This is a genomic window from Rosistilla ulvae, from assembly GCF_007741475.1.
GTDB lineage: Bacteria > Planctomycetota > Planctomycetia > Pirellulales > Pirellulaceae > Rosistilla > Rosistilla ulvae.
Window position 1 is genome coordinate 1,937,669 of sequence record NZ_CP036261.1, and the last position, 26,823, is coordinate 1,964,491.

Genomic DNA, 26,823 nt, shown 5'->3' on the forward strand with positions numbered 1-26,823 from the left:
CGGCCGCGCCAAAGCAATGCAGTTTTGGCGTTCGTGGCCCGAACGGCTATCGTAAACCAGCCTCCAGGCTTGAACCAGCTGGCGCGTCAAGGGACTCGTTTTCATCGTCGTGCGACTCGCGTTTTATTTCTGACCCCATCGGGTATGCGTACGCAACGGCTTGTTCGGCGGCGAGTACTGATTGGGGGCTGTTCAATGCGTTGATAACCATCAGCGCGTCGATCGGCGATAGGTGGCCGTCGCGATTGGTGTCGTAGAAGAATCCGGGAAACTCATCGAGTGTCGCGCGATCGACCAATCGGTTGTCGTCATCGACGAATTGCCGCCGCGATAGCTCGTTGATGATGATCAAAGCGTCCAATGCGGTGATCTCTCCGGAAGCGTTTACGTCCAGCGGATCGGATCCGTAGGTCCATCCGTTGTTGCCGTCGTAGTTGACCAATAGCGTCGAACCAGCTGCGCCTTGCCACTCCTCAAAATACTGGCCGTCGATTTGTACGTTGTCGACAAGCACCCATTCATCCGGGCTGGCGAAGACGTCGTTGGGATCCAAAAATAGCTTAAGCGAGTTTTCCAGTCCGGACATCTCGAGCACCGACGCCGGGCTGATCGATACCGATTGCGATCCAGTGCCTGTCAGGTCGATCGCTTCGATGTTTACGAAATCCCCGTCCAGGTCGCCGATATCGACGTTGCCTTCACCGGAGCGGAAGCGAATCTTGTCGGTACCCATTTGGGTATCGATCCAAACATCGATACCAAGCGACCAGAGGTCGGCCGTGTCAAAAGAATCGTCGCTGTTGGTGAACCGAAAATCGATGGCCGATCCAGGAGGCAGCGGTGCTCGAAACAGCTCCATCTCGCCGCTTCGGACGACCGTCTGACCATCGATTATGTCGACCTGGGTGGAATGGTTGACAGTCTTGATAAAGACCGACGGAGCATCGTCGCCCGAAGCGATATCAAATTGGTAATCTTCGACTTCGCCATCGGCGGCTTGCCCCGTGGGTGAAAGGCCGCCGGAGCTGCTGAGTCGGAAGCGGGCGAAACTGTTGCCGCTCGATGCGCCGGCAGGAATCGTGACAGGGACGATATTCTCGCCCGAATTTAGGGGCAAAGCGGCTGCGATCTGTTCGCCCGGATCATCCCAATCACCATCTTGGTTGAAGTCGATCCAGGCATCCAACCGACCTTCGCCACTGCTTACTACGATGACCGATGCCACCGAATCGGAATCGCTTGCGGCAACAAAGCTAGTGATGGGGTGCACGCCGTCATCGAGGTCGCTATCGGCTGCCGGATTGGTGATCGCAAACGGCTCGAAATTGATCCCGTCTCCCAAAAACAAATCGCTCGCCCCATGACGGGCTCCGTCGCTTTCCAAGGATGTCGGATAGATCGAATCGGGAGCATCGCCGTAGTCCAATCGCTCGTCGTCGAGATTGATCAGTTCGACGTCGGCAGCGTTCAGCCCATCGAAGTTCGGATCGTCGCTTGCCGCCGCAGCGATCACGATCGTCAGTTCCACGTTGCCATCGATCAGCGAATCGTCGACTCCCGTGATCGTGACGGTTTGCGGGGTGGTTCCGTTTTCGGGAGTGAAGAGAAGCGTTGGCGTATCGATCGTCGCTTCGTTTAGATTGCTGCTGGACAATGCGATCGTAACATCCGACGCCGGCAACGCGTCCAACCGAACGGTGAACGTTGCTGTCTTCCCCGCTTCGGTCGTCTGCAGCATCCGCAGCGGTTCGACCGTGATCCCGGCGACGTCGTTATCGGTGGTTGTGATCGCAACCGATTGTGGCGACAGCGACACAAACTGCGGATCGGAACTCGCCCCGATCGTAAGAGTCAGTTGCGTGATTTGCGAGCCGTCGATCCGTTGGTCGTTCTTCGCCGTAACGACGACGGTCTGAGGGAGGTTCCAGTTGTCGGGAGTGAAGACCAGTTGTTGGCGATCGAGCTGAATTTCGTCGTCGCGGTCTAAACCGAGGTCGATCACGACGACTTCCAGTGGCTGAGCGGTCAGGGCGACCGATAGCGAATCGGCGCGACCCGATTCGCTGGCGACGAGGCTAGTTTTGGATAGCAGCAGCCCGGCGACATCGTCGCTGACGATCGTGCCTGTGGCGCGGTCGCGGGTCAGGATGACATCGGGCGAGGTTGTCAGCAGCAGTTCGAATTGTTCATCGTTTTCGATCAACGCATCGTCGATCAATTCGACCGAGACGATGGTGGAAAGGTCTCCGCTGGCTGTCAACGAAACCGGCACGCTCCACAGCGAACGGTAATCGACGTCGGGGGCGGCGGTGCCGCGAAGCGTGAGAGCTTGCAGTTCCGCTGTGCTTCCGTCGGGCAACGCGTGGCTCAATTGAGCGACAAATTCAAGGGTCCCATCGGTTTCGTTTGCCGTCGCATCGGAAACATGCAGACCGATCATCTCGACCGCGCCAGCGTCGACGCCATCGTCTCGGTTGTCGATCCCCTGCAGATCGATCTGTCGCGGCACGCCGCGCGCATCGACGGGAAGCGGTTCGCTCATGTCGCCATCGCGATCCAGGTCGTATCGGTCGGCGGCGGTGCTGCCGCGACCGGCATCCAAGGCCGGACTGTCCTGCAGCAACGGATGGATCTCGATCGCACCGCCATAAAATCCAAGCGGTGCCAGGAGGGGATCGATGACGTCGGATGTGTCCAGGTCACCCGCGGCATCGCTGGCGTTGCCGGGGCCCAAAACGTTGTAGCCTTCGCTGCGCAGACTATTGGTTCGCGTGCCGCTTGCGCCGGTGACGTCCAGATTGGAATCGCCGTTGCCCGCCACGATCGACGATCGCAGTTCGGTGCGCGTGTTCTGTTCGCCGCGAGAGACCAAGCCGTCGCCGAGGCCTGCCGTTTGGTTGTTGGCGATCGTGCTCGAATCGATCGACAACTGTCCGCCATCGTTGATCAGGCCGCCAGCTGCAACGGTTGCACTGTTTCCGGAGATCGTCGTGCCGATGATCTGGCTGCCGTCACCGACGCCAAAGCGGCTGCTCAGATAGACGCCGCCTCCCTGCTGATCGGAGTGATTTCGAGCGATCGTGGAATGGAGAATCGTCAATTGGCTCTGGTCCACAGCCACGGCACCACCGGAACCGGCGGCGGTGTTGTCGTTCAGCGAACTGCGGACGATCGTCAATTCGGCGCCGTCGGAGGCGTAGACCGCGGCTCCATCGCCAGCGGATTGATTGTCCGAAAGGATGCTGTCGATGATCGTTATCCGCCCGCCGGTCGCAGAGATCGCACCGCCGGGACCGTCGGCGACATTGTCTGTGATCGCCGAGCGTTCGATATGCAATTCGCCGGAGGACTCAAAGAGGATCGCGGCACCGGCTTCGCCTGGTTCGGTCTTTCCAGCGGTTAGGTTGAGGTCGGTTAGGGCGAGGTCGACGCTTGCGACGTCGAAGATCCGCGATCGTTCGGCTGCGTCGATCGTGAGCGCTCCCGAGGCGGGACCGTTGATCGTCGTCGAACGCCGGATCGGGAGCGATCCGAGCGTTAGATCGATCGTTTCGCCGGCAAGCGAATCGGCGATCTGAATCGCTTCGCTTCCGCCGAATTGGTTTGTGTATTCGATCGATTCTCGCAAGCTGATGTCGCCGACACTCAGATCGCCATCGCTCTCATCGACTAGCGTATCGACGATCGGTTGGAAGTCATCGGGGACAAAGATCAGCGAATAATCTTCCACCTCGCCATCGGCCGCCATGCCTGCAGGTGTCAGGCCCCCGGCGGTGCTGACGCGAAATCGGAAGTGGGCGGCGCCGGGCGTGAAGTCGTCGGGCAACGGCAGTTCGATGATCGTCGATCCGTCGGCCGTGCCTAGGTTCATGCTGACAGAAAACTGTTCGCCCGCATCGTCCCAACTGCCGTTGCGATTCCAATCGACCCAGGCATCGAGATAGTTCCCCGTGGCGGCGGCGTTCTGCAGATCGATGGCGATCGTCAACGGATCGCCGATCGATTGGTAGCGGCCGCCGATGAAGGCGACGCCATCTTCGTCGTCGATAAAGGTTTGGTCGCCACGCGACAGACCTTCGGGCTGGCCATCGCGCTCGCTGTCGACGGTCGCACCCAGTCGCGGGCCAGCGACCACGTGGTAGGCACCGTTGTCGGTGGCGAGGGTTGGGTAGCTGGAATCGAATCCGGTCAGATCGCTTGTCGGCGCATCGCCAAAGTCGAAGGCGACTTCGACCGCACCGATATCGATACCGGTTCCCATCGCGCGGGAATTGCCAAGCTGATCGACGGCTGGAATCTCACCGCCCATGGTCGCTTGGCTGTCGATGGCGGGACTGCCCGGCAACGGGCTGTGAGTAAACGTGGTTCGGTCCAACGCAGCGACCAGCGGGTCGACGTTGGTCTGGTCGGTGTCAGCATCCAACCAACCTGCCGCCGAATCGTGCGAGAGGTTGTTTCCTAGAGAGGTGATCGTCGCGCTGCCACCTCCTATTTCGAAGGTCCCCAGCGTGTTAAAGCTGTTGCTGGCAAACAAGTTCGCTTCGGTTGTCGCCACGGCGTCGGCGCCATCGGCGACGACGCGAATCGCCCGCGCGTCGTTGTCGACAAAACTGGAACTGGTGATCTGAAACGATTGCCCGGCGGTTGTGGCGACAACGGAAACTGCGGTCGCGGCTCCGTTGGCTTCGTTGTTCGAGAAGGTGCTGTTGGTGATCGATCCGTCGCCATCGATCCGCAAGATCGCGGCGCCATCGCTGGCGGTCGTTGCCGTCTGTCCAAAGGCTGTGTTGTTGACAAACGAAGTGTTGGTGACGGTCAGCAGCCCGCCTTCGGCATAGACTCCGCCGCCTCCTTGGGCTCGACTGTTGCGAATCACGAGATCCTGCAGCAGCAACGTGTCGCTAGTTCCCAGGTCGCTGCTGATGCCAGATTCAAAGTGGACCGCGCCGCCGGGGCCAATCAAGGCACGGCCGTTGGCAAGCGTGAGATCTTGCAGGACAAAGTCTTGGCCGCCGTCCCCTTCGAATTGGAACAACTGTTTGGTGCCGCGGCCACTGAGCGTCAGTTGGTCGGCGCTGGGACCGGCGATGGTGATCGAGTCGGTGACCGTGAGGACCTGCGTCAATTCGAGCGTCTCGCCACTCAGCTCCGGTGCAAACGTGATCGTGTCGTGACCGGGATTCGCGTTCGCTTCCTGGATCGCATCGCGAAGCGTGCAGGAACTTTCGCTGCATGCCCGGCCGTCGACATCATCGATTCGGGTGACGTTGAAGGTTGTCAGCAGACGTCGCGATTCGAGCGACTCGAGTCGCAAGCGTCGTCGCCGAGCGCTGGCGGATAGGCGAGAAGAATTGGTTTTTCGTGAATGCCTCAAAATTTCCACTCGTCAATGCAGTCGAACTAACGCGGCGGGCAGACACTCTGCCAGACCGATCTAGTTTGATTGACGCAGCCGACGATGCCTAACAATTCGCCGCAAATTTGCCGTTACAACCCGGCGGAACTGTCGTAACCCGGACTGTCGTGTGCGGGAAAAATCGATCTCTAGCGAATGCGTAGCGACCGGAGAGGCCCAAGTTGGGATTAGGCTCGCGATTCGAGGAAGGTTTGCAGGGCGAGGCGATTCGATTCGAAGGCCATGTTTTCGAGGTGTTCTGGCCCGAGGTCGCAGAACGAGGTCGATTGCACTTCGCTCGGTTCGGCTTCCAAAGCATCTAGGTCGACGATTTGGCAGGTGTAGAACAGGTCGACGACCGGAATGACCAAGCCGCGATATTCGTAGCTGTTGGTGTAGGAGGTGAGGTATTGGAACGATTCGACGTTCAGCCGCACCTCTTCCTTAATTTCGCGGATTAACGCCATTTCGCCGGTCTCGCCGCTATCGACAAAACCGCCGGGCAGACCCCACTTTCCCTTGCCCGGATCGCGGGCCCGGCGAAGCAGTAGCACGCGACCCTGAGCGTCGGTGACAATTCCTCCGACAGCCACCGTGGGGCCAAAATGGAACGTGTATTGGCACGCCGAGCATCGGAACGGATTCTTGCCGATCGCATTCGCCGCGGCTCCGCACTGCGGACAAAAATGGAAGGTCTGCGGTATTGGAAGGTTCATCAAATGCTCGGCGGTAGAGGTCTGCGGTCGGTTCCCCACCGATGGTACGAGAAACGGGGTGCCGTTTGAATCCGTGCGGCGGGGACAACTGCGGCTCTTTTGCGATTTGATCGAACCGCTTATCCTTTGTGCGTCGCCGTTTTAACCTTTATTGCATCGAAGAGCATTTATGGAAGCTGGTATTGTTGGCTTGCCGAACGTCGGAAAAAGCACGTTGTTCAACGCGTTGACGAGTTCACAAGCGGCCCAAAGCGAAAATTATCCGTTTTGCACGATCGAACCCAACGAAGGAATTGTCAACGTTCCCGACGGGCGATTGCAGACGATCACCGATTTGATCCACACCAAAAAGATCATTCCTGCAGCGCTCAAGCTGGTCGATATTGCTGGAATTGTTAAAGGTGCCAGCGAAGGCGAGGGCTTGGGGAACAAGTTCCTCAGCCACATCCGCCAGGTCGATGCGATCATCCAAGTCGTCCGCTGCTTCGAAGATCCCGACGTAACCCACGTCGCCGGCAACGTCGATCCGATGGCTGATATCGATACGATCGAGACCGAATTGATCCTCGCCGACATCCAGACGCTGGAAAATGCGTTGCCAAAGGCCGAGCGGACGGCGCGGACCGGGGACAAGGAAGCCAAGCTGTTGGTCGCCACGATCAATAAGCATCTGGAGCACATCACCAAAGAATTGCCGCTGCGTACGCTGTCGCTAACCGAAGCGGAAGCCAAGGTGGTCAGCAGTTTCGGACTGATGACGGCCAAGCCGATCCTGTACGTTGCCAACGTCGATGAAAACGACGTCAACGGCGAAAACGATCTGGTCGCTAAGGTTCGCGAGCACGCCAAGCAAAGCGGTGCGGGCGTCGTGCCTGTCTGTGCCAAAGTGGAAGCGGAAGTTGCCGAGCTGGAGCCGGAAGATCGGGCTGAATTCTTGGACGCTGTCGGTTTGACCGAGCCGGCGCTGGAAAAACTGGCCCGCGAAGCCTACCGAACACTTGGACTGCACAGCTATTTCACCGCGGGTGAGAAAGAGGTTCGGGCGTGGACAATTCCCGTCGGAGCGACCGCACCGCAAGCTGCCGGAGTGATCCACAGCGATTTCGAACGCGGCTTTATCCGCGCGGAAGTCTATTCGGTCGAAGATCTCGTCGAGCACAAGAGCGAGAAGGAGATCCGCAACGCGGGCAAGTTGCGCGTCGAAGGGAAGGGTTACGTCATGAATGATGGCGACGTCGTCCACTTCCTGTTCAACGTTTAATCCCGAACCGTTTCCCTGGGGACGAAGAAAACCTAGGCGTTGGGTTCGTGGCGAATGCGCCGAATCTGCGGTTCGCGTCGGTAAAGTTGTCCCTGATTTGCTTTTGCTGCCGACCATGTGGGAAGGCGTTGAGCATGGATCACTACAGCAAGCAAATGGGCAAACATGGACTACCGACGTGCCGTCAACGATGTGATGGAAACCGAAGTGTTGACCGCATCGCCAGCAAAATTGAGACGCATGACCGTTGAGTTTGCTTTGCGAAATGTGAACCAAGCGATCGAGCAAGCTGCTGCCAATGGCGCCGTTCGGGTTAACGAAGCGACGATTAATCTGCGCGATGGGTTGACGGAACTGTTGTCTGGGATTCGGCCGTCGGAAGAGACTCTGCCGCATCAGGTTGCCGACATGTACGTCTTCTTGCTGCAATGGCTGACGGCTGCGGAAGCCGATGGCGATCGGGAAAAATTGATCGATATCCAGCGAGTCTTAGAGATCGAACTGGATACTTGGAACCAAGTGGTGATGTCGACGCTTTCGGATTCGAATCCGCCGCGGTCCTTCGACAGCGACGAGGGTTCGGCCGATTCCATCTGCTTCGACGCTTAGCCAAATCGATGGTGGACGCTGCCCCAAGTGGGAAGCGACGCCAGGGCTTCGGATTCCAGCGACGCTGTTTCGATCCACATTTCGTGCAGGATCAGGTTCGCGTCGGCGTCGGGATTTTGCAAGATTCCCAACAACAGATGTTCGGGCTCTGCTTTCTGATATCCCATCAGGCCCGCTTCGGCGATTCCATCGACCACGCAACAGCGCGCCGCTTGCGAGATCGGCAGGCGGGTTCCAGTGGTTTGTGGTTGTCGCGACAGTATGCGTTGGCTGACGGCACACAAGTCATCCAACGTCAGTCCTAGGTTTGACAGCCAGCTGGCTCCGGAATACTCCGCTTCGGCCGCAAGGCCGATCAACAGGAATCCGCTGTCGACCATGCCGCCATCGGTTTCCGACGCTTCATCGATGGCAAATCGCAGCGCCCGACGCGCACGATGGCTCAAGCGTTTGAAGGCCGTGGCGGATGGGCTTTCGAGTTCTAAGGCGGGCGCCGTGCGAGGCCCCTTGGCTGCGTCGGTGGGAGAGCTCGAAACGGCATACATGGCTGTGCCGAGTGCAGACGCCTGGAAGAATTGTCGTCGTGAGTGAAGCATAAGACAGCCTTTTGAAAGGGGAAGCGAGCGGGGACGGCGAATTCTACGCAGTCGCGTCGCCGGGGCAAGCTTTGCCTTGACTAGTTTTCTGGCTTCTTCGTCGCTACCGGAGAAGGGGAAGCCGTGGTTTGTGTTAGGGGCTGTCACTGGTGGAACCGGTCCTGCGCGGTGAGTGTTCGGCCGACGACCGCGCATGAAAAACGCGATGCTTGTCGCCGACAAGCATCGCGTTGCGATGGATCGATACCGAGGTCGAAACCTAGTTCAGGATCTTGCTCAGGTCAGCAACAACCGCGTCGACGTCCAATTGGTCGGCGTCGGCAACCGCATAGCTAGCCTTTACTTGAGCGTTGCCAGCCAAGACAACGGTAACAGCTGCTTTGGCGTTGATGCCGTAATTGTCGGGACCGTTTTCGAATTCGTTAGGTACAACGAATGGAATGTGCGACGCCTTGCTCTTGGAAGCCAGGTCCTTCGCCGATTCGTTCAAATCTTCTTTGCTGTCGCCCATCAAGTTGACAAACGCCTTCAGTTGAGCGTCTTCATTCTTGGTGATGGCAGCGTCCAGTTTCTTTACCAAATCGATGACTTTATCGTTGGTCGAACGTGTGAAGACCATCACCTGAGGGCGCGAACCGTTCTTGCAGCGATAGCACAGGTTCTTGCCTTCTTCGACGCCGTCATCGGTCGCACCTGCACACTTGGTCACATAAAACGCGCCGATACGATCGCCGGTTTGAGGACCGCTGGTGATCGCGTCTTTCGCGGAGACCGAACCAACAACTGTCAGTGCAATTGCAAGACTCAGGAGAGAAACATTCTTCATCGAAATATCCTTCATCGGAAAGGGATGGTGTGTTCACGCGACATCGCATGAACCGGTGGGTGATTCTGCCGTGCTTGCCAGCGGTCTCGCTGGTCGCCAGATCGCGAACTTCCACCTCAGCGGGTTGGACCGCAATACTGGCAAACATGTTACGCAACCGGGTAGCCTCGGACAATCATTAATTATCCAGACAAGCTTTATACGTCTGACTTTCCATCGAGTTCAGTGAGATTTTACACACACTGACACCGGCGGTGGACGGTTGGTCAGCGTTTGAGTCGTGGTTTTGAAGGCGAATCCGCACACTCAAACCCACGGATAGATCGATCGGCCAGGCTTCGATAGCGTCTCGGACTCGTTAGCATTGTCGCGGCGCAGACCTTCGGTCTGGCGAGCTGGTGAACCTTAGGGTTCTGTAAGGGGGCTGGACGCCACGTTCCGTGGCTTGTTGATCCGAGGCTTCGATCGGGGCATTCGGTACCCGCCTTGTTCTATGATGCCCTAAGACGTGAAAATCATTTGCGATTGGCATTCGGTTGCCATCGGTGCGTCATGCGGAGAGGCTAAGGTTCAACGACGGAACGCCGCTGTTGGTGAGACACTTTTGTCGTGCAGCCAGCGACACAAATCCCCTTTTAATTTACCGACAGGCTTGTAAATGCAGTATCGACAACTGGGTCACGCGGGCCCTCAGGTTTCCGAGATCGGCTTCGGCGGCTGGGCTTTGGGGGGCCAGTGGGGAGCTCAGGACGATGCCGATTCGATCGCAGCGCTCCATCGGGCGATCGATCTGGGAGTCAACTTTATCGATACCGCCGCCGGCTACGGAGAGGGACGCAGCGAACGGGTGATTGCCCAAGTTGCCAAGGAACGCAGCGAACCATTGTTCATCGCCACCAAGACCCCGCCGGCCGATGGCCCTTGGCCGCCATCCCCTTATTGCGCCTGGCAGGATCGTTACAGCGCAAACTACTTGCGCGAAAACATCGAGCAACGGCTGCGGAACCTGCAAACCGAACGGATCGATCTGTTGCAATTGCACACCTGGACACGCGCTTGGAACGACGACCCACAGCCGTTGTTGGTGCTTCGCAAGCTGCGTGAAGAAGGGAAGATCGGAATGATCGGGATCAGCACTCCCGAACAGGATCAGAATTGTGTGATCCAATTGATGCGCGACGGGTTGGTCGATTGCGTGCAGGTGATCTTTAATCTGTTCGATCAGGAACCGGCCGCGCAGTTGTTGCCGGTGGCGGCTGAAACGGGGACCGGCGTGATCGTTCGCGTCTCGTTGGACGAAGGGATGCTGACGGGCAAATACACCGCCGAAGATCGGTTTGCCGACGACGACTTCCGCCACCAGTACTTCGCTGGTGACCGGATGCAACGCAGCGTCGATCGTGTCGCCCAGATCGCCAACGATATCCAGCGATTTGGGTTACAGGATTACAGCATGGCCGACTTAGCGATCAAGTTTGCGTTGTCGGCTGTAGGCGTCGGCAGCGTGATCACGGGAATCCGTTCTGCCGAACAGGCCGCCCTCAATGCGGCCGTCAGCGACAAACCAGCGATTCCCGAAACCTTGATGCAATTACTCCGCCGACACAACTGGCGCCGCGGAGTCTGGTATTCGGGAAAGTAAGCCGATTCTGTCTCGTTGCGATCCCGGGCCGCGCGGTCGAGCTGACTACGGTTTCGCGTCGACCATTTCGGTGATCGTTTCGCGAATCTTGGTTTGGGGGCCCATCAAGATCTTCGCCACATTCCCATCGGCGTCGATGATTGCAGTGAAGGGGAACGATGCCAGGCCCAACTGAGTCGCCAGCGGGTCGCGGACCCCTTGGCTGGCCGCGTCGGGATTGCGGAGATTCGGAAACGTGGGGCGAAAGCGACGGCGAAAGACCGCAAGTTCTTCGTCGGAATCATCCAAGTTGACTCCCAGAATCTTCACCTTTCCGGCAAATTCCTTTTCCAGTTCTTGCAGGCCTGGCAGGGTTTGCAGTGATTCGGTGCGGGAGGTTGTCCAGAACGGCATCACGACGATCGAGCCACGGAAGGCATTCCAGTCGAGTTCCGCGCCGGCGAGGTCGGGGTAATTGACGTTCAGTGGTTTGCCAATCGCTTGGCGGCGGTTGGCGCTTGCCGAGAGGAAGGCTTTCGCTTCGGCAGCGATCTCGGGATCGGCGGTCGCCGAATCGACAAACGTCTTCCCGATCGCGTCGTAGACCACTTGGCCAACCTCTGGGGCCGAACCGCCTTCGAGGCTCAGCGCCAAGCCGGCGAGATATTGGAAGGTCGAAACATCGATCGGTTGGGCGACCAGTTCGTCGATCGCTGTCTGCCATTGCTCGGCCGTAATGTTCTCGCCACCGAGCATGCCCCCGTGCAGTTTGTCCAAGTTGTCGAATCGCGATGCCGATCCCATCATCTTGGCCGTTGCCGCGATCTGAGGATCGGAATGGTTTGCAAACTTGGTCGCAATCGCATCGCGGACCACGCGTGCGGCATCGCCATAATCGTATTGGCTGAGCACGCCAAAGCTTTGCTGCAACGCGTAAAATGCTGGCATGCCCAGCTCGCGGTCCGAAGCTTGGAATTCTTTCACCAGTGCTAACAGGCGGTCGGTCGATTTGGTTTGTCCGGTGCGCAGTTTGTCCAGTTCAAAGCCCAGGCGGACGACGCGGCTGTCGTTGACCAATTCGGGATCGTCGCTGGTGGCCAGTTCATTGGCGTACGCCTCCAGTTGCTCTGCAGCAGCGACGTCCTGCAAGCCGGCCAATTGGCTGAGCGCTTCCAATTTGGTCCGTCGCGCGACGGTCAAGGTCTGCGGTTGGATCTCTTTGATTCCGATTGCATGTTCGGCAGCAGCCAGCTTTTGGGCGCTGATCCGCTTGGCTTCGGCGATCTGTTGGGCCTGCGTCGTGAACGCCGACTGGCCGCTCATCAATTGCCGCAACGCATCGTTGGTCTTTTCAAAATATGCGATGGTCGTTTCGAGTGGCGCGTCGTCCGGCAGCGGAGCGAGCCCGTCGGGAGCGGGATCGGAGGCGTTGAGCATCCCGTCGACCGAGGGAGCCGCCGTCGGATCAACCGCAGGTTGGGAGGCCATCGGTTGGTCAGCGGAGAAGGCGGCAGAAGCGGCCGGGGGCTTTGCTGATGGAGGCGTTGCGTCGGCCGGTTGAGTCTTGTCGCTCGCATCGGCCGCCTGGTACTTGGTCTCTTGTGAGTTGACTTCGTCGTTTTTGGACGAACAGCCCGACAGCAAGCCGACGCAAGCGAGTGTGAATATCAGTTGACGGGTCATGGACGACCCTCCTGAATGTTAGAGTTCTTGTATGACGGAATGAAGCGAGTCGCCGAGCGACCGAGCCTGCGGACAGTATATCCGCGCTTTGTCCGGGTTGCCCAGGGCAATGCGGGTGGGGGCGATTACCGATCGCGGAATCGCGGCGGTGCGGTTGCAGTGCACTTGTTGGCGCTCTACAGATCCACAAAATAGAACGCTTCGGATCTGTCCGTTTTCTCTTGTATCGCAAAACCGATTCACCGCTATGTTTGCATTGCAATTCAACATCTGCAGGTCCTCGATCGGGCCCGTTGCGTTTCTCCTGGGCATGCTGTTTTCCGCAGTGGTTTGGGGGCAAGACGAGATTCAGACGAAGCTGGGGGCCGAACCGGGACCCTATTTCGTCGGCTTGCCCGTCACGATCCAATTGACCGCCGCCGGGTTGTCCGAACGCAGTGTGCCCGAGGTGGAGGTCGAGAGCGACAACGATGTGCTGCGTTGGACGTTGGTAGCGACCAACCCAACATCGATCCGGTTCAACAACAATGGACGGATCGCATCGCAGACGAAATACGATTTTGTCTTCCGGTTCACGGCCAGCCGACCTGGCCAATGGGAGATCGGGCCGTTTGTGATCAAGGATGGTTCGCTGCGGAAGCGTGTCGATGCGGTGAAGATCAATTTTGAAGAGGTGCCGACGACCGACGAAATGCAAATTCATCTGCGCGTCCCCGAGGGGCCATTCTTTCCCGAGCAACGCGTCCCGGTCGAAATCGAATGGTGGTATGCGGGGGATTTGGCCAACACCGGTGTTTCGATCTCCTCGCCACTGTTCGACACATTTAAGTTCGAAGATGAAAAGCCGACCAACGTGCGCGAGGCGCTGTTGCCGATCGATACCGCCGAGGGGAGTGTCGATTTGCAGGCTACCGTTCGCGAGGAGGAGGTCGATGGAAAACGGTTCCGCGTCTTTCGCGCGAAACGGACGATGATTCCCGATCGCGTGGGGACCTTCACCATCGATCCGATCCAGGTGACGATTCGACATCGCGTGATCGGACGGCGTCAGCGCCGCGACGATTCCGGGTTTGGGTTCGGGTTTATCGATCGAGTGGAGAAGTACGTCAAAAGTATCGAAGCGTTTCGGGCGGTCGGGGAACCGAAGACGATCGTGATCGGAGGGTTCCCCAAAGCGGGACAGCCGGAGAGTTTTTCCGGTGCGGTGGGCAAAGGGTTTTCGATCGATGTGACGGCAGATCGAACCGTTGTTCGCGTGGGCGATCCGATTCGCTTGAACGTTCGATTGCGAGGCAGTGGGAATCTCAAGGGGGCCAGTTTGCCGCCGCTGTCGGCTGATGGTGGCATGGATCCGAAGCGGTTTCGACTCCCCAGCGGGGATATACCCGGCCAGTTGGGCGAGGATGAGAAGACCTTTTCTGTTGCGGTCCGCGTGGAGGATGAATCGGTCAGCGAGATTCCGTCGATCGCCTATTCCTGGTTCGATACCGATGCCAAGCAGTACCGCACCGCGCGTTCGGCACCGATCGCCCTGCGGGTGATGCCGGCCGATATGATTTCGGCAGAAGATGTGGTCTCGGCCAGTCCCGATCCGTCGTCGGAAGGGGCCGGCGAATCGGTAGGTTCCAATAGCGGTCCCGCCACCGAAACCGTAGCAGCTCAGAAACGATATTCGCTCAGCGGAGCCGACTTGGCGATTGAATCGAATCCCGCGGAGTTGTTGTCGACCGCGACACAATCCGTTTCCCCCGTGATCGTGCAGACGGGGGCCTATCTGACAGGCATCGCGATGGTGCTGTTGGCGCTTGTCGATCGGCGCCGCAGCCAAGCCGATCCGATTGCGGCCCAGCGACGCAGGGTTGCCAGCGAGCAGACCGCAGCGATCGTCGCGGCGGCGGGGAAGCCGCAGCGCCAGGGGGCAAACGAGGTGGCGGCGGCGCTGCGTGCATTGCTCGCCTCGCAACCCGAGTTCGAGCGGGCGAGTACCGAAGCGTTGATCGGCCAATGCGAGGCGTTGGTCTATCAACCGGTTTCTGAAGGAAACGATTCACTGTCGCCCGATCTGGTCGAACAAGCGAAGCAGTTGGCAATCCGATTTCGCAAGGAAGCTCAATGAATAACCTATCGAAGATCTTGATCTGCGCCGTCTGTTGGGCGTCGAACGCCGTTGCTAGTTCACCAGCTGAATTGTTGGATCAGGCGATCGATGCGTACGACGCCGGCTTTGCAGCGGTCGATCGCGATCAACGGTTACGGCAATTCCGCCGCGCCGAACTGTTGTTCGATCAAGCGGCTCAGGCCAGCGATTGGGGGAACGCCAGCTTGTGCGTCAATCTCGGCAATGCGGCGTTGGGGGCGCAACGTGTAGGGCCCGCGATTGTCGCGTTTCACCGCGCCTTGGCGATCGATCCGGGGAACCGGCAAGCGCGGCAGAATCTCGAGCACGCCCGCACATTGTTGCCCGATTGGGTTCCACGTCCCGATGCGGCGGCAACCGGAATCGGTTCTTTGATCGGATCGTTGTTTGGGGCGTCGACGCAACGGTCGACCGATAGATTGTTTGTGATCGCGGCGGTCGCCTTCCTGGTGGCGGCGTTGTTGCTGGCGGTGGCGATCCGCACCGATCGGAAGGGCTTGCGAAATCTGGGAGCTCTAATCGCTGCTCTCTGGATCGCGGTGCTGGGCGTGGCGATATGGAAGGTTCAACTTGCGACGCCACCGTTGGCGGTTGTGATCTTGCCCGACACGATCGCGCGGGCTGCCGATTCAATCAATTCGCCGGCACGGCTGCCCGAGCCATTGCCCAGTGGGGCCGAAGTTCAAGTCATGGAGGATCGCAGCGATTGGTTGCGGGTCCGTTTGTTCGACGGCCGCGATGCCTGGTTGCCTGCGTCGAGCGTAACGCGTCTGCCCGGTTGATCGACGCGACGGTTGTCGTTGGTGTCGTCGGTAGGGAATGGCATCGCCGACGGCTTCAGCTGGCAAACGGTTTTTTCTTCGCTCCCTTTTTCGATCCGCGTTCCAATTGTCGCGACAGGCTCCGCAAGTGCGTGGCTGCGGCTTCGGGGAGAACCGGGTTGATGTAACAATCCGAACCCCATTCAAAGCCGGCGAGTTTGGTGACTCGGGGAAAGATCTCCATCCACCAATGGAACGCCGCAGTATCGTGAAACGCTGTCGGCCGGGTGTGGATGATGAAGTTGTAGGCTGCCGGTGTGAGGATGCTTTCGACCAGTTTCAGCAACTTCCGCACGAGCATCGCCAGATCGACCAATTGCGGCTGTTCGATCGCTTCAAATGAGTCTTGATGATTGCGAGGAATCAACCGCATCAGGTAGGGGACGCGGCTGGCGAAGGGGCACATGGCAACGAAGTGCTCGGTCGTCGCGATGATCCGCATTCCACTGGTCTGCTCTTCGCCCGACATGCTGCAAACCAGGCACTCGCCGGTCTTTCCATGGTGCTCTCCCAATCGGGACATCAGGGCGCTGATCGAACCGGGCATCACACTGGTCGCAATCAATTGGCTGTGCGTGTGACGCAGCGAAGCTCCGGCGGCGGCACCAACGTTTTTGAACAGGATGTGATAATCGACATCGTCGCGTTCACGCCAGTAACGCATCCGATTCAGGTAGGCCGAAAAGACGTCGATCATCCGCGATTCGCTCAGTTCGGTAAGGCTGTAAACATGCAGCGGCGATTCGATAAACACCTCGTGCCCGCCGGTCAATGCAAACGCCTCAAAGGCCTGGCTGTGAACCAAAGCTTCGGGAGAGACCTGGCCGTTGCATGATTTCACGGCAGGATACTTGTTGGGCACAACGCGGACCGACCAGCTTTCGGGATCGTCCTCGTCGTCGAGGATGGTGAAGGTGGGATCGGGTGTCAGTTGTTCGTTGCCAGCACAAAACGGACAAGCGATCACCGTGCTGCCAGACAATTGAGCTTCGACCATTTCGTCGGGACGATGGTCACGGTTGGGCGCAACGATCACCCAAGCATCGGTTAAAGGATCGCGTCGAACTTCGCTCATCAGTGCGCACCTGCATGGCGGAGTCCATTCCATACACGAACATGTCAAGGCAACAGGGAAGGGGAAGCATTTAGACTCGCCCAAGCCTCGACTCAAAGACCCATAGCTTACAGCAATTTGTCCGTCGCGAGAAGCATTTCCGGCAGATCAATTTGGTGGGATGTGGCGAAAATTGTTGGCTCGTGCCGATCAGGAAAAGCTTTCGTAAGCAGCGGAGTCCGCGAGGTCCTGCAAGGCGATCTCGATCGCCTGCGGCATGCCTGAACACAGACGCCCCGCCGCTCCAATCGCAACAATGGTTTCGGTCGTATCGACCCGGGGATGTGTTGCAGCGGGGCGATGGGGTCCGTTTGGTGGTGCTTTGCGGTGGGGATCTGCTCGCTGTCGCCCCTCGCTACGCAAGCTCGACTAGCTTGGGGAAACGATGCCCTTGTGGACATGCCCTTCGTTCTGATCGATTCGTTCGGGGCGTCCCTTGTGCATGTAAACGACCTTGGTGTGGTCGAGTCCCATCAGCCGTAGGGTCGTGGCGTGAATGTCGTGGACGTGCAGTTTGTCCTCGATCGCAAACAATCCCAATTCGTCGGTCGCCCCGATAGTTTGCCCGCCGCGAACGCCACCGCCAGCCATCCACATCGTGAAGCCGGTCGGATTGTGATCGCGTCCGTCGCCCTTTTCGCTCATCGGTGTGCGACCAAATTCACCGCCCCAGATGACCAACGTCTCATCGAGCAGGCCGCGCTGTTTGAGGTCTTTGATCAAACCGACGATCGGTTGATCGACCGCGTTGCACAATCGCGAGTGGTTGGATTCCATCTTGGAATGGCTGTCCCATTTGCTGCCCGCACCATGATACAACTGGATGAACCGGACTCCTCGTTCGGCCAGTCGACGAGCCATCAAGCATTGCCGCCCAAAGGTCTTCGTCTCCTTGCGGTCCATGCCGTACAGTTCCAGCGTCTCCTGCGGTTCATCCGCTAGATCGATCGCTTCGGGAGCTGACGATTGCATGCGATAGGCTAATTCGTAGCTGCGGATTCTTGCTTCCAGGTCGGTGTTGGATTGCCGCGATGCGTAATGCTGTTGATTTAGTTCGTTCAGGAACGCCAGCTTTTGCAATTGCCGCGATTCGGACATTCCCGGCGGGCGGTTCAGGTTGGCGATCGGTTGTTCGCCCGATTCGAACAGCACCCCTTGGTAAGATGCTGGCATGAATCCCGCGCCCCAGGCGCGGACGCCATTGACGACCATCGATTTGGTATCTTTGATGACAACAAACCCTGGCAGGTTTTCGTTTTCGGTTCCCAGGCCGTACGAGACCCATGCGCCCAGCGAGGGGCGACCGCCAAAGACCGACCCGGTATTCATTTGCGATACGCCACCGGCATGGTTGATGCCGTCGGAAACGCACGACCGGATCACGCACAGATCGTCGGCGATCTCGCTGTGCTTTGGCAACCAATCGGAGATCCACAACCCGCTCTCGCCGTGTTGCGCCCACTTCCGCTTCGATTCCAGCAACGGTGAATTGACTTCGCCCATCGCCGTGACCGGCTTGTCGAAGCTCTCGGGCAAGCTCTGCCCAGCCAGTTCGTTCAGCAACGGCTTGGGGTCGAACAGATCCAGATGACTCGGACCACCCTCCATGAACAACCAGATCACGCTTTTGGCGCGACCGAGATAATGAGGGATCTTCGCAGCCGCAGCCGAGACGCTGCGTTCGGGCAGCAACGCTTGCCCAGTGAGTGCCGAAAACGCCAGCGCACCAAAACCTGAGCCCGCCGTTTGAAGGAACTTGCGACGCGAATCGGGGCGAATGATGTTGTTGCAGCTCATCGAAGATACCAATCGTTATGGATTCGAAAGGGGACCACTTTCGTTTTCGGTTGTGGGTGGGCCTTAGGGGCAGTAACGCAACGGCAATCGGTTTTAATTGCTCGATACGTACCTTAGGGTCGTAATTGTTGCACGTCTGGGGTCACGCGGCAACTCTTAAACGCCAGCGATTCGATGCCGTGCCAACAGTTTCAGGGTTAGGATTGCCGTCCGCATGACCTTCATCTTGCTGACCCCCTCTTTTTGATCGTATCTCAGGATCAGCGGCACCTCGCTAAAGACGCGATCGAGCGAACGGAGTTTAAGAAGCACGTCGGCCATGCAGGAAAATCCGGTTTCGCTGACCAAATCGTCGCCGAAACAAGCGAAGCCTGCCTGGATTGCTTCGGCACGGTAGGCGCGGTATCCCGAGGTGTAATCGCGGACCCCCTTGGTCGGGAAGACCATCGAGAACAACATCCGGGCACCAACGCTTAGGAACAGCCGGTTCCAGGGGACGCCCACGACCTGGGCGCCGTCGCGGAAACGCGATGCGATCACGATGTCGCTTCCCTCTTTGATGCGACGGACCATCGAATCGATCAAACCGGCAGGATGCGTATTATCGGCATCCATCGTCAAAATCACATCGCGAGCCGTCGCCAATTCCGCCGCCTCGCGTAAACCATCCCGCAAAGTTGGTCCCAATCCTTGGTTTTGGGGATGCTTGAGCAAATGAATCGGCATCTGGAAACCGTACTGGCTGGCGACGTCGGCTGTCGCATCGCCGCTGCCATCGTCGACAACAATCACCTCATAGGGCCAGCCGTTGTCGGCGAACGCTTCGCCCAGATTGTTCAACAACGAACCGAGCGCCTGTTCTTCGTTAAACGCCGGCAACACGACAAATACCTTCGATTTTGGGTACGAAGGAGGCGACAGAGACGCTCGCTGTTTGTCTTCGGACGGAAGCGATGGTGAATCTGACTGAACGTTCATAGGTCGGCGCTTCCTCGTTTTCCCGTCAGGGAATATGCTTTAAAAGATCACACCCCGAAAAACCTGGGCAGTACACTTGTCTACCTATTGTACTGGCAAATTTTCGATCGTCAGGGGTAAAATTCAGCGATCGAAGATTCCAACGCGACGCCGCACTCTGAGTTCGATTGCCAAACGCGATCCCCCGGGGGGACGGCAGGAGGATGAGAGCGCGAACCCGACCGCGTGGTGAAAGATTGGAGGTGGTGGGTTGCTTCGCTAGACTTTCATTAGGGCGCAGGGGATCTTCGCATGCCTGCGGCAGATTTTTAATCGAGAAGGCACTAATGCCAAGGCAAATCACTGTTTGAGCCAGCGCATTATTGGTAACCCGACGCGTAGGCGAGGAACAGTGAGAATTCCTCGCTTGCGCGTTGGGTTCATATTTCCAGAGACGCACCCGTTTGAAAAAGTGACTTGCCCTGGCTCTAATGCCGTGGTGGGGTGTGTTACGCCCCGTTTTGTGGCAGAATGACGCCCGCCGTGGTGGCGTGGGGGTGGCGTTAAAGAAGAGTTTGAAGGTCCGTGGTGTGGCTCATTTGGCTTGGCGTTGGAGTTAAAAAAGTCGAGTCGCGATTGTCAGTTTCTACGCCAGGCGATGCTCGCAGCTGGAGCCGCAACATTTAGGTGCGCATTATAACAAGGCGTCATGTAGTCGCCTGATTGTACAAGGGAGGAGTGAGATGCATCCACGCGAAGACAACATCTTGCTCGTCACGCGGAATGAAGGCGACGGCGCCCAGCTTACGCAGCGAGCGTTTGTGATTCAGCATCCGAACGAATCACGTCTTGATACCTACGATCTTTTGGGGCTCGACAAAACGCAGGGGGCCGACGTTCCGGCGGTTGTCTGGAAACTGATGCAGCACGATCTTCGAGCGTATTCGGTTGTCATCCTCGATCGCGATTTTCCCTCGGGAACCGCTGATGGCTTGCTGGCCCGGTTGAGTCCCGATACCACATGCATCGTTGCGACAAGCAACACCGATATGAAAAGTTCGCTCGATGCGCTCTCTCAAAAGGCGTCGGGGAGCAGTCCGAGTTTCGATACCAAAAATTCGCTGAACGAGTTAATGGCCTTGGTGAACCCCGCCGGCGACGCTCGCCAGCGAGTGCTTTTGTCGGAGCGTTTGGCATCGATCGGATTGGCCGTTGCCTCGGTCGCGCACGAGAGCCGCAACGCACTGCAGCGGATTCAGACGCATCTCGATTTGTTGCGGGTCAACGAAGGCACTCCTGAGCAACGGTTGAAAGATTTGCGATCGATCGAAGAGGCAAACCATTGTTTGTGGAATCTGTTTCAAGAATTGCAGGAGTTCAGCGCACCGATGCATCTGGCGCGCGAGCCAGCTTCACTTGGCAAAGTGATCCAAGACGGTTGGGCCAGCTTGCAGGGGCGCGAAGGTTGGACGGATGCCGAATTGACGTTGGATGTTTCCGATGGCGAGTGTTGGATTGATCCGGTCCGCATGGAACAGGTCTTTCGCAATCTGATGGAAAACGCACTCGACGCTTGCCACGACAAGACGCTGTTGCACATCGCGACAACCGACGCGCACTGGAAGGGGCGGCGGGCGCAAAAGATTACGGTTCGAGATAACGGACCTGGGGTCGCCAACGATGGCATCCAGCAAGCCTTTGAACCCTTCTACACAACGAAGTCCAAAGGGACAGGATTGGGGTTATCGATCTGCCGGCGGATCGTTGAAGCTCACGACGGCTGGATAGAAATCGAACCACCGGCGACCGGTGGGACCAGCTTTTTGATCGTGCTGCCAATCGACGCGCCGGATAAGGATTCACGCGATCGATCGAAATGAATCGCGGTTTCGATGTTGTCGAGGGAAAACGCCGCCCCGGGCTGGGCGGCGCTGTAACCGATCGATTGATTCGATCCCTTCGGCGTGGTTACCGTGTTTCGGTCGCCAGCGTGCCACGCACGACCACGTCGTCCCACAAGCCAAGGTCGTCAAACGATCCGAGTCCGATCTGGCCGAACTGGAATTCGCGGTTATGCGTGACCATCTGCGGTTTGTCCATGTCGTCGAAATAGATCTCGATCAATCCATCGGCAACTCGGCGGACGACCTTCACTTGGTGCCAGGTGCCGTCCTTCCAAGGCGTTCCCGCGTTGGTCGATTCGCTGATCGCAACCCGCGGCGCATCGTTGACGATGAAAATCTGATTGGCGTGCGGATCGGTCTCCTGCCCCAGGTGAACGTAATAAAAATTGGCAGGGTCTTGGTATCCGAAGAAGATGCACATGTCGCGATGCCCGCGCGATGTCTGCAGCGTTTGCACCCGCGCTGTCAATTCAAAATCGCCGACGACGAGATCCTTGATCAACGAGATGCTGTGTGGACTGCGATGCGGCGGTTGGTAATCGCTTTTGCCCAGCAGATGATAGGCGTTCGAACCGTCGGCTTGCTTGGTGACCTTCCACTTCGCGGCGTCGGTCGGTTGCCAGCGTTGGACGCCGTTTTCAAAGTCGTCTTGGAAAACGACTGGAAGTTCTTCGGCTTGAATCGACGAGACCACAAGTCCGGTGTGGCTCAACAGTGCAGCGATGGTCAGTAGTTTGCAGGTTTTCCGAAAGACAGATTTCATCGAGTTGGTCCCGTTGGGTTGCTTGAGTTTGTTGAGGGCCGCGCCGGAGCGGTTCAGCGAGATGCTTCCGTTCCGATCCGCGGAATTGTCCATGATCTTAATCCATCGAAGCGGGAAAAACACGTTTTGGACCCAGTCCGCCATCGCGCGAATGCAAGATCGCTCGCAAGCGTCCCGCCTGGTCCAACGCCGCGATCTCCTGTGGATCGTTGATGAATCCTGCCCCCAACGCGCGGAATGGGATCATCCGACCGTTGATAATCTCCGTCACTTCGTCGTCGTCGAGGATCGTTTGGGCCATGTGCATGACGCCGCGAGCGGCGGGCTGCAAGGCGGCGCGGGCCGCTTCGGCGGTGAGGTTGTCGATCGAGGTTGCGTCTTGGAGTTTGAAAGGCCCGATCGCCGTGCGAGCCAGCGCCGTCATGATCGCTTCGGTTCCGAGGCTCTGAGCCAAGTCGCGTCCGATACTGCGGATGTAGGTTCCCGATCCGCAATCGATCTCCAGAACCAGTTCGGGGAACTCGTAGTGCAGGAGCGTGATCCGGTCGATTTGCACCGGCCGTTTCGGCAGCTCTAACAAGTTGCCTTGGCGGGCCATCTTGTAGGCTCGCTTGCCTTCGACTTTGATGGCTGAGTAGGCCGGCGGTCGCTGCAGGATTTCCCCTTGCATCTCGGCACAGGCTTGTTCCAGATCGACCCGCGAAGGAGCCGGCAGTTCGGGGTGCTCGGTGACTTCGGTTTCGGAGTCGTCCGATGCGCTCGACATCCCCAGTTCAAAGGAAGCTAGGTAGCGTTTGGGGAGCAGATGGAGATAGGGAACCAATCGCGACGCGCTGCCGATCGGCACCAATAGGACTCCGTGAGCCAGCGGGTCGAGCGTCCCGGCATGCCCCGCCTTGTTCGGCTTGACGGCGCGATAAACGCGATTCACGGCCGCCCGAGAAGTGATCCCTTTGGGTTTGTTGACGTTCAAAATTCCGAACATGAATCTATGGTTACCGCTGTCGAAGAGATTGCCAGCAGGACGCCTGAACATCCTGATTGAATTGGTTTAAGATGGTGGGTCGGCACGCGTCCGGCTCGTCCCGTTTGAGTCGCCGCGATCTCCTGCAATCGAAGCTCTTTCCCAACAGAACCATGCCAGAATCCCAAGCGAAAGCCATCACCGCCGTAGGCCCGAACAGTGTAGCCGCCTTTGAGCGCGCGTGTCAGTTGATGCCCGGCGGGGTCAACAGCCCGGCCCGCGCTTTTGGTGCTGTCGGCGGAACGCCGTTGTTCATCGAATCGGCCAAAGGGCCCTATCTGTACGATGTCGATGGCCGTCGCTATTTGGACTACATCGGTTCCTGGGGCCCCATGATTTTGGGGCATCAGAATCCGGAAGTTGTCGCTGCGATTCAGGCAGCTATTTTGCGAGGGACCAGTTACGGGGCACCGACGGAAGCCGAATCGGAGTTGGCCGAACGGATCATCGAAGCGGTTCCGAGCATCGACAAAGTGCGGCTCGTCAATTCGGGAACCGAAGCGACGATGAGTGCGATCCGCGTCGCTCGAGGTTACACCGGACGGGAGAAGATCGTCAAGTTCGCGGGCAACTACCACGGCCACGTCGACAGCCTGTTGGTCTCCGCCGGAAGCGCCGCGGCGACGCTGGGCGTTCCCGATTCGCCAGGTGTGACCAAGGGAGCCGGTGGCGACACGATCGTTCTGCCGCACAACGACCTGGCGGCGGTAGAAGCTGCGTTTGCCGCGCACCCCGGCCAGATCGCCGCGGTGATCTTGGAACCGGTTGTCGGCAACATGGGATGTGTGCCACCGAACGATGGATATTTGCAAGGCCTCCGCGACATCACGGCGCGGGACGGATCGGTGTTGATCTTCGATGAGGTGATGACCGGCTTTCGAGTCGCCTTTGGTGGCGCTCAGCAACGCTACGGCGTGACGCCCGACATGACGACGCTGGGCAAGATCGTCGGCGGTGGGATGCCGCTTGGGGCCTACGGTGGCCGTCGCGAGATCATGGATCAAGTTTTGCCAGCGGGTAAGGTTTTCCAAGCTGGTACGCTCAGCGGCAACCCGGTCGCCGTGGCGGCTGGCAACGCGACGTTGAAGCGTTTGAAGGCTCAACCGCCTTATGAATACTTGGAAAAGATCGGCACGCAGTTGGCCAACGGTTTGGGACAGGCAGCCGAAGCGGCGGGGCTGCCGCATCAAGTTCAGCAGGTTGGCAGCATGTTGACGCTCTTCTTCAACGGTTCGCCCGTCACAAATTGGGAGCAATCCGACCGCAACGATCGTCAGCAGTACGCTGCATTTTTCTGGGGTCTGATTCGCCGCGGCGTCTATCCGCCGTGCAGTCAATTCGAAGCGATGTTCCTGTCGGAAACACACACCGAAGCGATGATCGACGAAACGATCGCGGCGGCGAAAGAAGTGTTGCAGGAAATCGCCGCGAGCGCTTAGCGATCGGCGTCGTCGCGGTTCGACTTGGTCCACCGCGTCGCTTTAATTTCCGGCAGCGAGGAATCGCTGCGGGCGAAGAACATCAGATGCTGCCACGGAAGTCCGTTGAACTCGCGGACCAGTTTCAAATCGTTGGCCGCGTATTCGCGTAAGATCTGCGTCTTGGACATCTTGTGCAAGCGTTTGATCGGGACCGTGGGATCTTCCATGCGGTATTCCAGCAACGCGATAACACCGGTATCGGTCAGCGAGTTGCGAATCGATTTGAGCATCGGTTCGGGGTGCGAGAACTCGTGATAGACGTCGACCAACAGCAGCAGGTCGATCTCTCCCTCGGGAAGATTCGGATCGTCGATTTCGCCAAGGATCGGGACGACGTTATCGTGTCCATCCTGCTGGGCTCTGGCTTTCAGTAGGTTCAGCATTTCGGGCTGGATGTCGACCGCCAAGACCTTTCCCGATTCGCCGATCTGGCGGGCCATCTTGAGCGTGTAGTAGCCGTTGCCGCAGCCGAGATCGCATGCCGTCATCCCTTCACGCAGCTGCAATTGCTGCATCACCAGATCGGTGTTTTCCTCTTTGTTGCGATCGGGACGAATCAACCACGGGGCGCCGTGATACGACATCGTCTGGGCGATCACGCGTCCTAGATATTGGGTTGCCTGGCCGCTTGCTTGTTGGGCCGAAACAAACGCGGGGACGCAGATCAGCGAGGCTGCGAGGAACAAACGAAGGTTGGTCATGATGTTCACCCGCAAGTCCTTTGGTTGATAAAAAACGTCGACGTGGCGAGCTGACCTGTGCAGGTTAGACCTGGCCTGTCGACAGCGATTCGAATTCGGGTTCGAACGCCGTCTCGAAGACAAAGACGTCGTCGAAGTCTTCGCGGCGATCCGAATCGCTCTTCCGCATCTGTTCGATCCGAATCAGATTGTAGACGATCTCGCCAAGGTCGCTGGTCGTGTAGATGCCCCAATCGTTGAGCACCAATTTGGCGAGGAAGCCGTATTGTTCCAGAGCATAGCGGCGGCAGGCTTCGCACAACTGTTGGCCCGTCAAATGCCGACTCTCTTCGTCGCTGAACGCCGGGTCGTCGCTGACTCGCAAGACATCGTGGGCATACGAAAGCGATTCGCGAACAAACTGATAGGCTTCAAATTTGAAGCGCTGGTCATGTTCCAACAGATCGGCAAATGCACGTATTCCAGTGTTCATAAATTCTCTTCTCCCTCCGCTTTGGAAGGCGTATCAAGATTCTTGGAGTTCTGCTTTTTCTTGCTCTTGGAGGACGATCGGTTGTCGCCGGCAGGTTTCTTTTGGACAACCGATAAGACGTCGGAAACGTCAATCAGTACTCGGCGATTATCCTCGGTCTGGACCAACAATTGTTGAGCCAAAATTTCTTGGAAGATCACCGTCGCTTTGCCATCGCGGGTGAGCACCTGGGCTCCCGGCGGTGGCAGCTCTCGCTGCATTTCTTCGTAGGTATCAAATTCGTACCGCAGGCAACACTTCAGTCGTCCGCAACGGCCCGAAATTTTTGACGGATCGAGCGTCGCTTTTTGCAGTTTGGCCATCCGCATCGAAACCGGTGGCATCGCCGAAAGGTGCGTGTTGCAGCAGACCGGTTTGCCGCAATCGCCATAGTCGGCAAGCAGTTTGGCTTCGTCGCGGACGCCGATCTGACGCATCTCGACCCGCGTCTGAAATTCCGATGCGAGGTCGCGGACCAATTGGCGAAAGTCGACACGTTTGTCGGCCAAGTAATACACGACAACCCGCTCGCCGCCAAAGAGATGTTCGATGTCGACAAGTTTCATATCCAGACCGAGGCGGTGGATATGGCGTTTGCAAGCGTCGAACTCCTTGCGACCCTGGTCCGAGATGTGGCTGAGGTCGTTGACGTCATCGCCGCTCAACGAGCGTAGGATCTGGCCACCGGGAGGGTTGGTCATGTGCGACAGCGTATGTTCGGTCGCTTCGACCAAGACCTCGCCGGTCTCCATTCCGCGGTCGGTCCGCACGATGACTTTCTCGCCGTAATGAAAGCTTGATTTCGAAGTCGCCACGTGTAGCGTGCGCAACGAACCGCATCGCACCACGTATTTCATGGGAGACGCTTTGGTTTCGTCGGTTGGGGGCGCAGTCGACATGGGGCGT

General features: G+C 58.1%; 20 protein-coding genes. 7 read left to right on the forward strand and 13 right to left on the reverse strand.

Going from position 1 to position 26,823, the window contains the following annotated elements:
• Positions 1-46: 46 nt before the first annotated feature.
• Complete coding sequence (locus EC9_RS07025; RefSeq protein WP_145343564.1) at positions 47-5,314, reverse strand: GEVED domain-containing protein; 5,268 nt, start codon at positions 5,312-5,314, stop codon at positions 47-49.
• A 269-nt stretch (positions 5,315-5,583) separates the two neighbouring features.
• The gene (locus EC9_RS07030; protein WP_145343565.1) at positions 5,584-6,111 is read right to left on the reverse strand and encodes an NUDIX hydrolase; all 528 of its coding nucleotides are present in this window, start codon (positions 6,109-6,111) and stop codon (positions 5,584-5,586) included.
• Positions 6,112-6,280: 169 nt separating this feature from the next.
• Between EC9_RS07030 and ychF the strand changes: the two genes are divergently transcribed.
• Positions 6,281-7,372: a redox-regulated ATPase YchF gene (gene ychF / locus EC9_RS07035; protein ID WP_145119044.1), complete on the forward strand. Its 1,092-nt coding sequence runs from the start codon at positions 6,281-6,283 to the stop codon at positions 7,370-7,372.
• Positions 7,373-7,537: 165 nt separating this feature from the next.
• On the forward strand, positions 7,538-7,981 hold the full coding sequence (locus tag EC9_RS07040; protein ID WP_145343567.1) for a flagellar protein FliS: 444 nt from the start codon (positions 7,538-7,540) through the stop codon (positions 7,979-7,981).
• On the opposite strand, the gene EC9_RS07045 is transcribed toward EC9_RS07040, so the two are convergent.
• Together EC9_RS07045 and EC9_RS07050 are read right to left on the reverse strand one after the other, a co-directional pair.
• A complete protein-coding gene (locus EC9_RS07045; protein ID WP_218934646.1) occupies positions 7,978-8,526 on the reverse strand; it encodes a Clp protease N-terminal domain-containing protein in 549 nt (182 codons plus the stop codon). The two genes, EC9_RS07040 and EC9_RS07045, sit on opposite strands and share 4 nt — an antisense overlap.
• A gap of 310 nt (positions 8,527-8,836) precedes the next feature.
• A complete protein-coding gene (locus EC9_RS07050; protein ID WP_145343571.1) occupies positions 8,837-9,403 on the reverse strand; it encodes a hypothetical protein in 567 nt (188 codons plus the stop codon).
• Positions 9,404-10,061: 658 nt separating this feature from the next.
• Here EC9_RS07050 and EC9_RS07055 point away from each other — a divergent pair.
• On the forward strand, positions 10,062-11,045 hold the full coding sequence (locus EC9_RS07055) for an aldo/keto reductase (RefSeq protein WP_145343573.1): 984 nt from the start codon (positions 10,062-10,064) through the stop codon (positions 11,043-11,045).
• 45 nt (positions 11,046-11,090) lie between these two features.
• Here the strand turns inward: EC9_RS07055 and EC9_RS07060 are convergent, their stop codons facing one another.
• Positions 11,091-12,707, reverse strand: a complete 1,617-nt coding sequence (locus tag EC9_RS07060; RefSeq protein WP_145343575.1) for a TlpA family protein disulfide reductase — start codon at positions 12,705-12,707, stop codon at positions 11,091-11,093.
• 310 nt (positions 12,708-13,017) lie between these two features.
• Between EC9_RS07060 and EC9_RS07065 the strand changes: the two genes are divergently transcribed.
• Both EC9_RS07065 and EC9_RS07070 read left to right on the forward strand, forming a co-directional pair.
• Positions 13,018-14,823, forward strand: coding sequence for a BatD family protein (locus EC9_RS07065; RefSeq protein ID WP_218934647.1), 1,806 nt, complete (start codon positions 13,018-13,020; stop codon positions 14,821-14,823).
• Positions 14,820-15,626 (forward strand): SH3 domain-containing protein, encoded by an 807-nt coding sequence (locus tag EC9_RS07070; RefSeq protein WP_145343579.1) that lies wholly within the window; start codon positions 14,820-14,822, stop codon positions 15,624-15,626. Before EC9_RS07065 ends, EC9_RS07070 begins: the two co-directional genes overlap by 4 nt.
• Positions 15,627-15,681: 55 nt before the next feature.
• Here the strand turns inward: EC9_RS07070 and EC9_RS07075 are convergent, their stop codons facing one another.
• From EC9_RS07075 to EC9_RS07085, 3 genes are all read right to left on the reverse strand, one after another.
• Positions 15,682-16,740: a galactose-1-phosphate uridylyltransferase gene (locus EC9_RS07075; protein WP_218934648.1), complete on the reverse strand. Its 1,059-nt coding sequence runs from the start codon at positions 16,738-16,740 to the stop codon at positions 15,682-15,684.
• Between the two features lie 408 nt (positions 16,741-17,148).
• A complete protein-coding gene (locus EC9_RS07080) occupies positions 17,149-18,576 on the reverse strand; it encodes a DUF1501 domain-containing protein (RefSeq protein ID WP_145343583.1) in 1,428 nt (475 codons plus the stop codon).
• 156 nt (positions 18,577-18,732) lie between these two features.
• A complete protein-coding gene (locus EC9_RS07085) occupies positions 18,733-19,554 on the reverse strand; it encodes a glycosyltransferase (RefSeq protein WP_145343585.1) in 822 nt (273 codons plus the stop codon).
• A gap of 722 nt (positions 19,555-20,276) precedes the next feature.
• Between EC9_RS07085 and EC9_RS07090 the strand changes: the two genes are divergently transcribed.
• Positions 20,277-21,413, forward strand: a complete 1,137-nt coding sequence (locus tag EC9_RS07090) for a sensor histidine kinase (RefSeq protein WP_145343587.1) — start codon at positions 20,277-20,279, stop codon at positions 21,411-21,413.
• Between the two features lie 88 nt (positions 21,414-21,501).
• Here the strand turns inward: EC9_RS07090 and EC9_RS07095 are convergent, their stop codons facing one another.
• Together EC9_RS07095 and truB are read right to left on the reverse strand one after the other, a co-directional pair.
• The gene (locus tag EC9_RS07095) at positions 21,502-22,200 is read right to left on the reverse strand and encodes a hypothetical protein (RefSeq protein ID WP_246105998.1); all 699 of its coding nucleotides are present in this window, start codon (positions 22,198-22,200) and stop codon (positions 21,502-21,504) included.
• A 97-nt stretch (positions 22,201-22,297) separates the two neighbouring features.
• Positions 22,298-23,185 carry a tRNA pseudouridine(55) synthase TruB gene (truB, locus tag EC9_RS07100; protein WP_218934649.1) on the reverse strand — a complete coding sequence of 296 codons (888 nt, stop codon included), beginning with the start codon at positions 23,183-23,185 and terminating at the stop codon, positions 22,298-22,300.
• Positions 23,186-23,337: 152 nt separating this feature from the next.
• On the opposite strand from truB, the gene hemL reads away from it, so the two are divergent.
• Entirely contained in the window at positions 23,338-24,663 is a 1,326-nt protein-coding gene (gene hemL, locus EC9_RS07105) for a glutamate-1-semialdehyde 2,1-aminomutase (protein ID WP_145343591.1), read from the forward strand.
• Here hemL and EC9_RS07110 read toward each other — a convergent pair.
• The 3 genes from EC9_RS07110 to EC9_RS07120 all read right to left on the reverse strand — a co-directional run bounded on the left by EC9_RS07110 (position 24,660) and on the right by EC9_RS07120 (position 26,816).
• Positions 24,660-25,406: a class I SAM-dependent methyltransferase gene (locus EC9_RS07110; protein WP_145119072.1), complete on the reverse strand. Its 747-nt coding sequence runs from the start codon at positions 25,404-25,406 to the stop codon at positions 24,660-24,662. The genes hemL and EC9_RS07110 overlap by 4 nt on opposite strands.
• A 64-nt stretch (positions 25,407-25,470) precedes the next feature.
• Entirely contained in the window at positions 25,471-25,878 is a 408-nt protein-coding gene (locus EC9_RS07115; RefSeq protein WP_145119074.1) for a Minf_1886 family protein, read from the reverse strand.
• Positions 25,875-26,816, reverse strand: coding sequence for a PSP1 domain-containing protein (locus tag EC9_RS07120; protein ID WP_218934650.1), 942 nt, complete (start codon positions 26,814-26,816; stop codon positions 25,875-25,877). The genes EC9_RS07115 and EC9_RS07120 overlap by 4 nt, the downstream gene beginning before the upstream one ends.
• Positions 26,817-26,823: the final 7 nt, after the last annotated feature.

Coding starts and splice junctions, on each gene's coding strand:
- EC9_RS07030 (WP_145343565.1), bottom strand. CDS start 6,111: ATGAACCTTCCAATACCGCAGACCTTCCATTTTTGTCCGCAGTGCGGA.
- ychF (WP_145119044.1), top strand. CDS start 6,281: ATGGAAGCTGGTATTGTTGGCTTGCCGAACGTCGGAAAAAGCACGTTG.
- EC9_RS07040 (WP_145343567.1), top strand. CDS start 7,538: ATGGACTACCGACGTGCCGTCAACGATGTGATGGAAACCGAAGTGTTG.
- EC9_RS07045 (WP_218934646.1), bottom strand. CDS start 8,526: ATGTATGCCGTTTCGAGCTCTCCCACCGACGCAGCCAAGGGGCCTCGC.
- EC9_RS07050 (WP_145343571.1), bottom strand. CDS start 9,403: ATGAAGAATGTTTCTCTCCTGAGTCTTGCAATTGCACTGACAGTTGTT.
- EC9_RS07055 (WP_145343573.1), top strand. CDS start 10,062: ATGCAGTATCGACAACTGGGTCACGCGGGCCCTCAGGTTTCCGAGATC.
- EC9_RS07060 (WP_145343575.1), bottom strand. CDS start 12,707: ATGACCCGTCAACTGATATTCACACTCGCTTGCGTCGGCTTGCTGTCG.
- EC9_RS07065 (WP_218934647.1), top strand. CDS start 13,018: ATGCTGTTTTCCGCAGTGGTTTGGGGGCAAGACGAGATTCAGACGAAG.
- EC9_RS07070 (WP_145343579.1), top strand. CDS start 14,820: ATGAATAACCTATCGAAGATCTTGATCTGCGCCGTCTGTTGGGCGTCG.
- EC9_RS07075 (WP_218934648.1), bottom strand. CDS start 16,740: ATGAGCGAAGTTCGACGCGATCCTTTAACCGATGCTTGGGTGATCGTT.
- EC9_RS07080 (WP_145343583.1), bottom strand. CDS start 18,576: ATGAGCTGCAACAACATCATTCGCCCCGATTCGCGTCGCAAGTTCCTT.
- EC9_RS07085 (WP_145343585.1), bottom strand. CDS start 19,554: ATGAACGTTCAGTCAGATTCACCATCGCTTCCGTCCGAAGACAAACAG.
- EC9_RS07090 (WP_145343587.1), top strand. CDS start 20,277: ATGCATCCACGCGAAGACAACATCTTGCTCGTCACGCGGAATGAAGGC.
- EC9_RS07095 (WP_246105998.1), bottom strand. CDS start 22,200: ATGAAATCTGTCTTTCGGAAAACCTGCAAACTACTGACCATCGCTGCA.
- truB (WP_218934649.1), bottom strand. CDS start 23,185: ATGTTCGGAATTTTGAACGTCAACAAACCCAAAGGGATCACTTCTCGG.
- hemL (WP_145343591.1), top strand. CDS start 23,338: ATGCCAGAATCCCAAGCGAAAGCCATCACCGCCGTAGGCCCGAACAGT.
- EC9_RS07110 (WP_145119072.1), bottom strand. CDS start 25,406: ATGACCAACCTTCGTTTGTTCCTCGCAGCCTCGCTGATCTGCGTCCCC.
- EC9_RS07115 (WP_145119074.1), bottom strand. CDS start 25,878: ATGAACACTGGAATACGTGCATTTGCCGATCTGTTGGAACATGACCAG.
- EC9_RS07120 (WP_218934650.1), bottom strand. CDS start 26,816: ATGTCGACTGCGCCCCCAACCGACGAAACCAAAGCGTCTCCCATGAAA.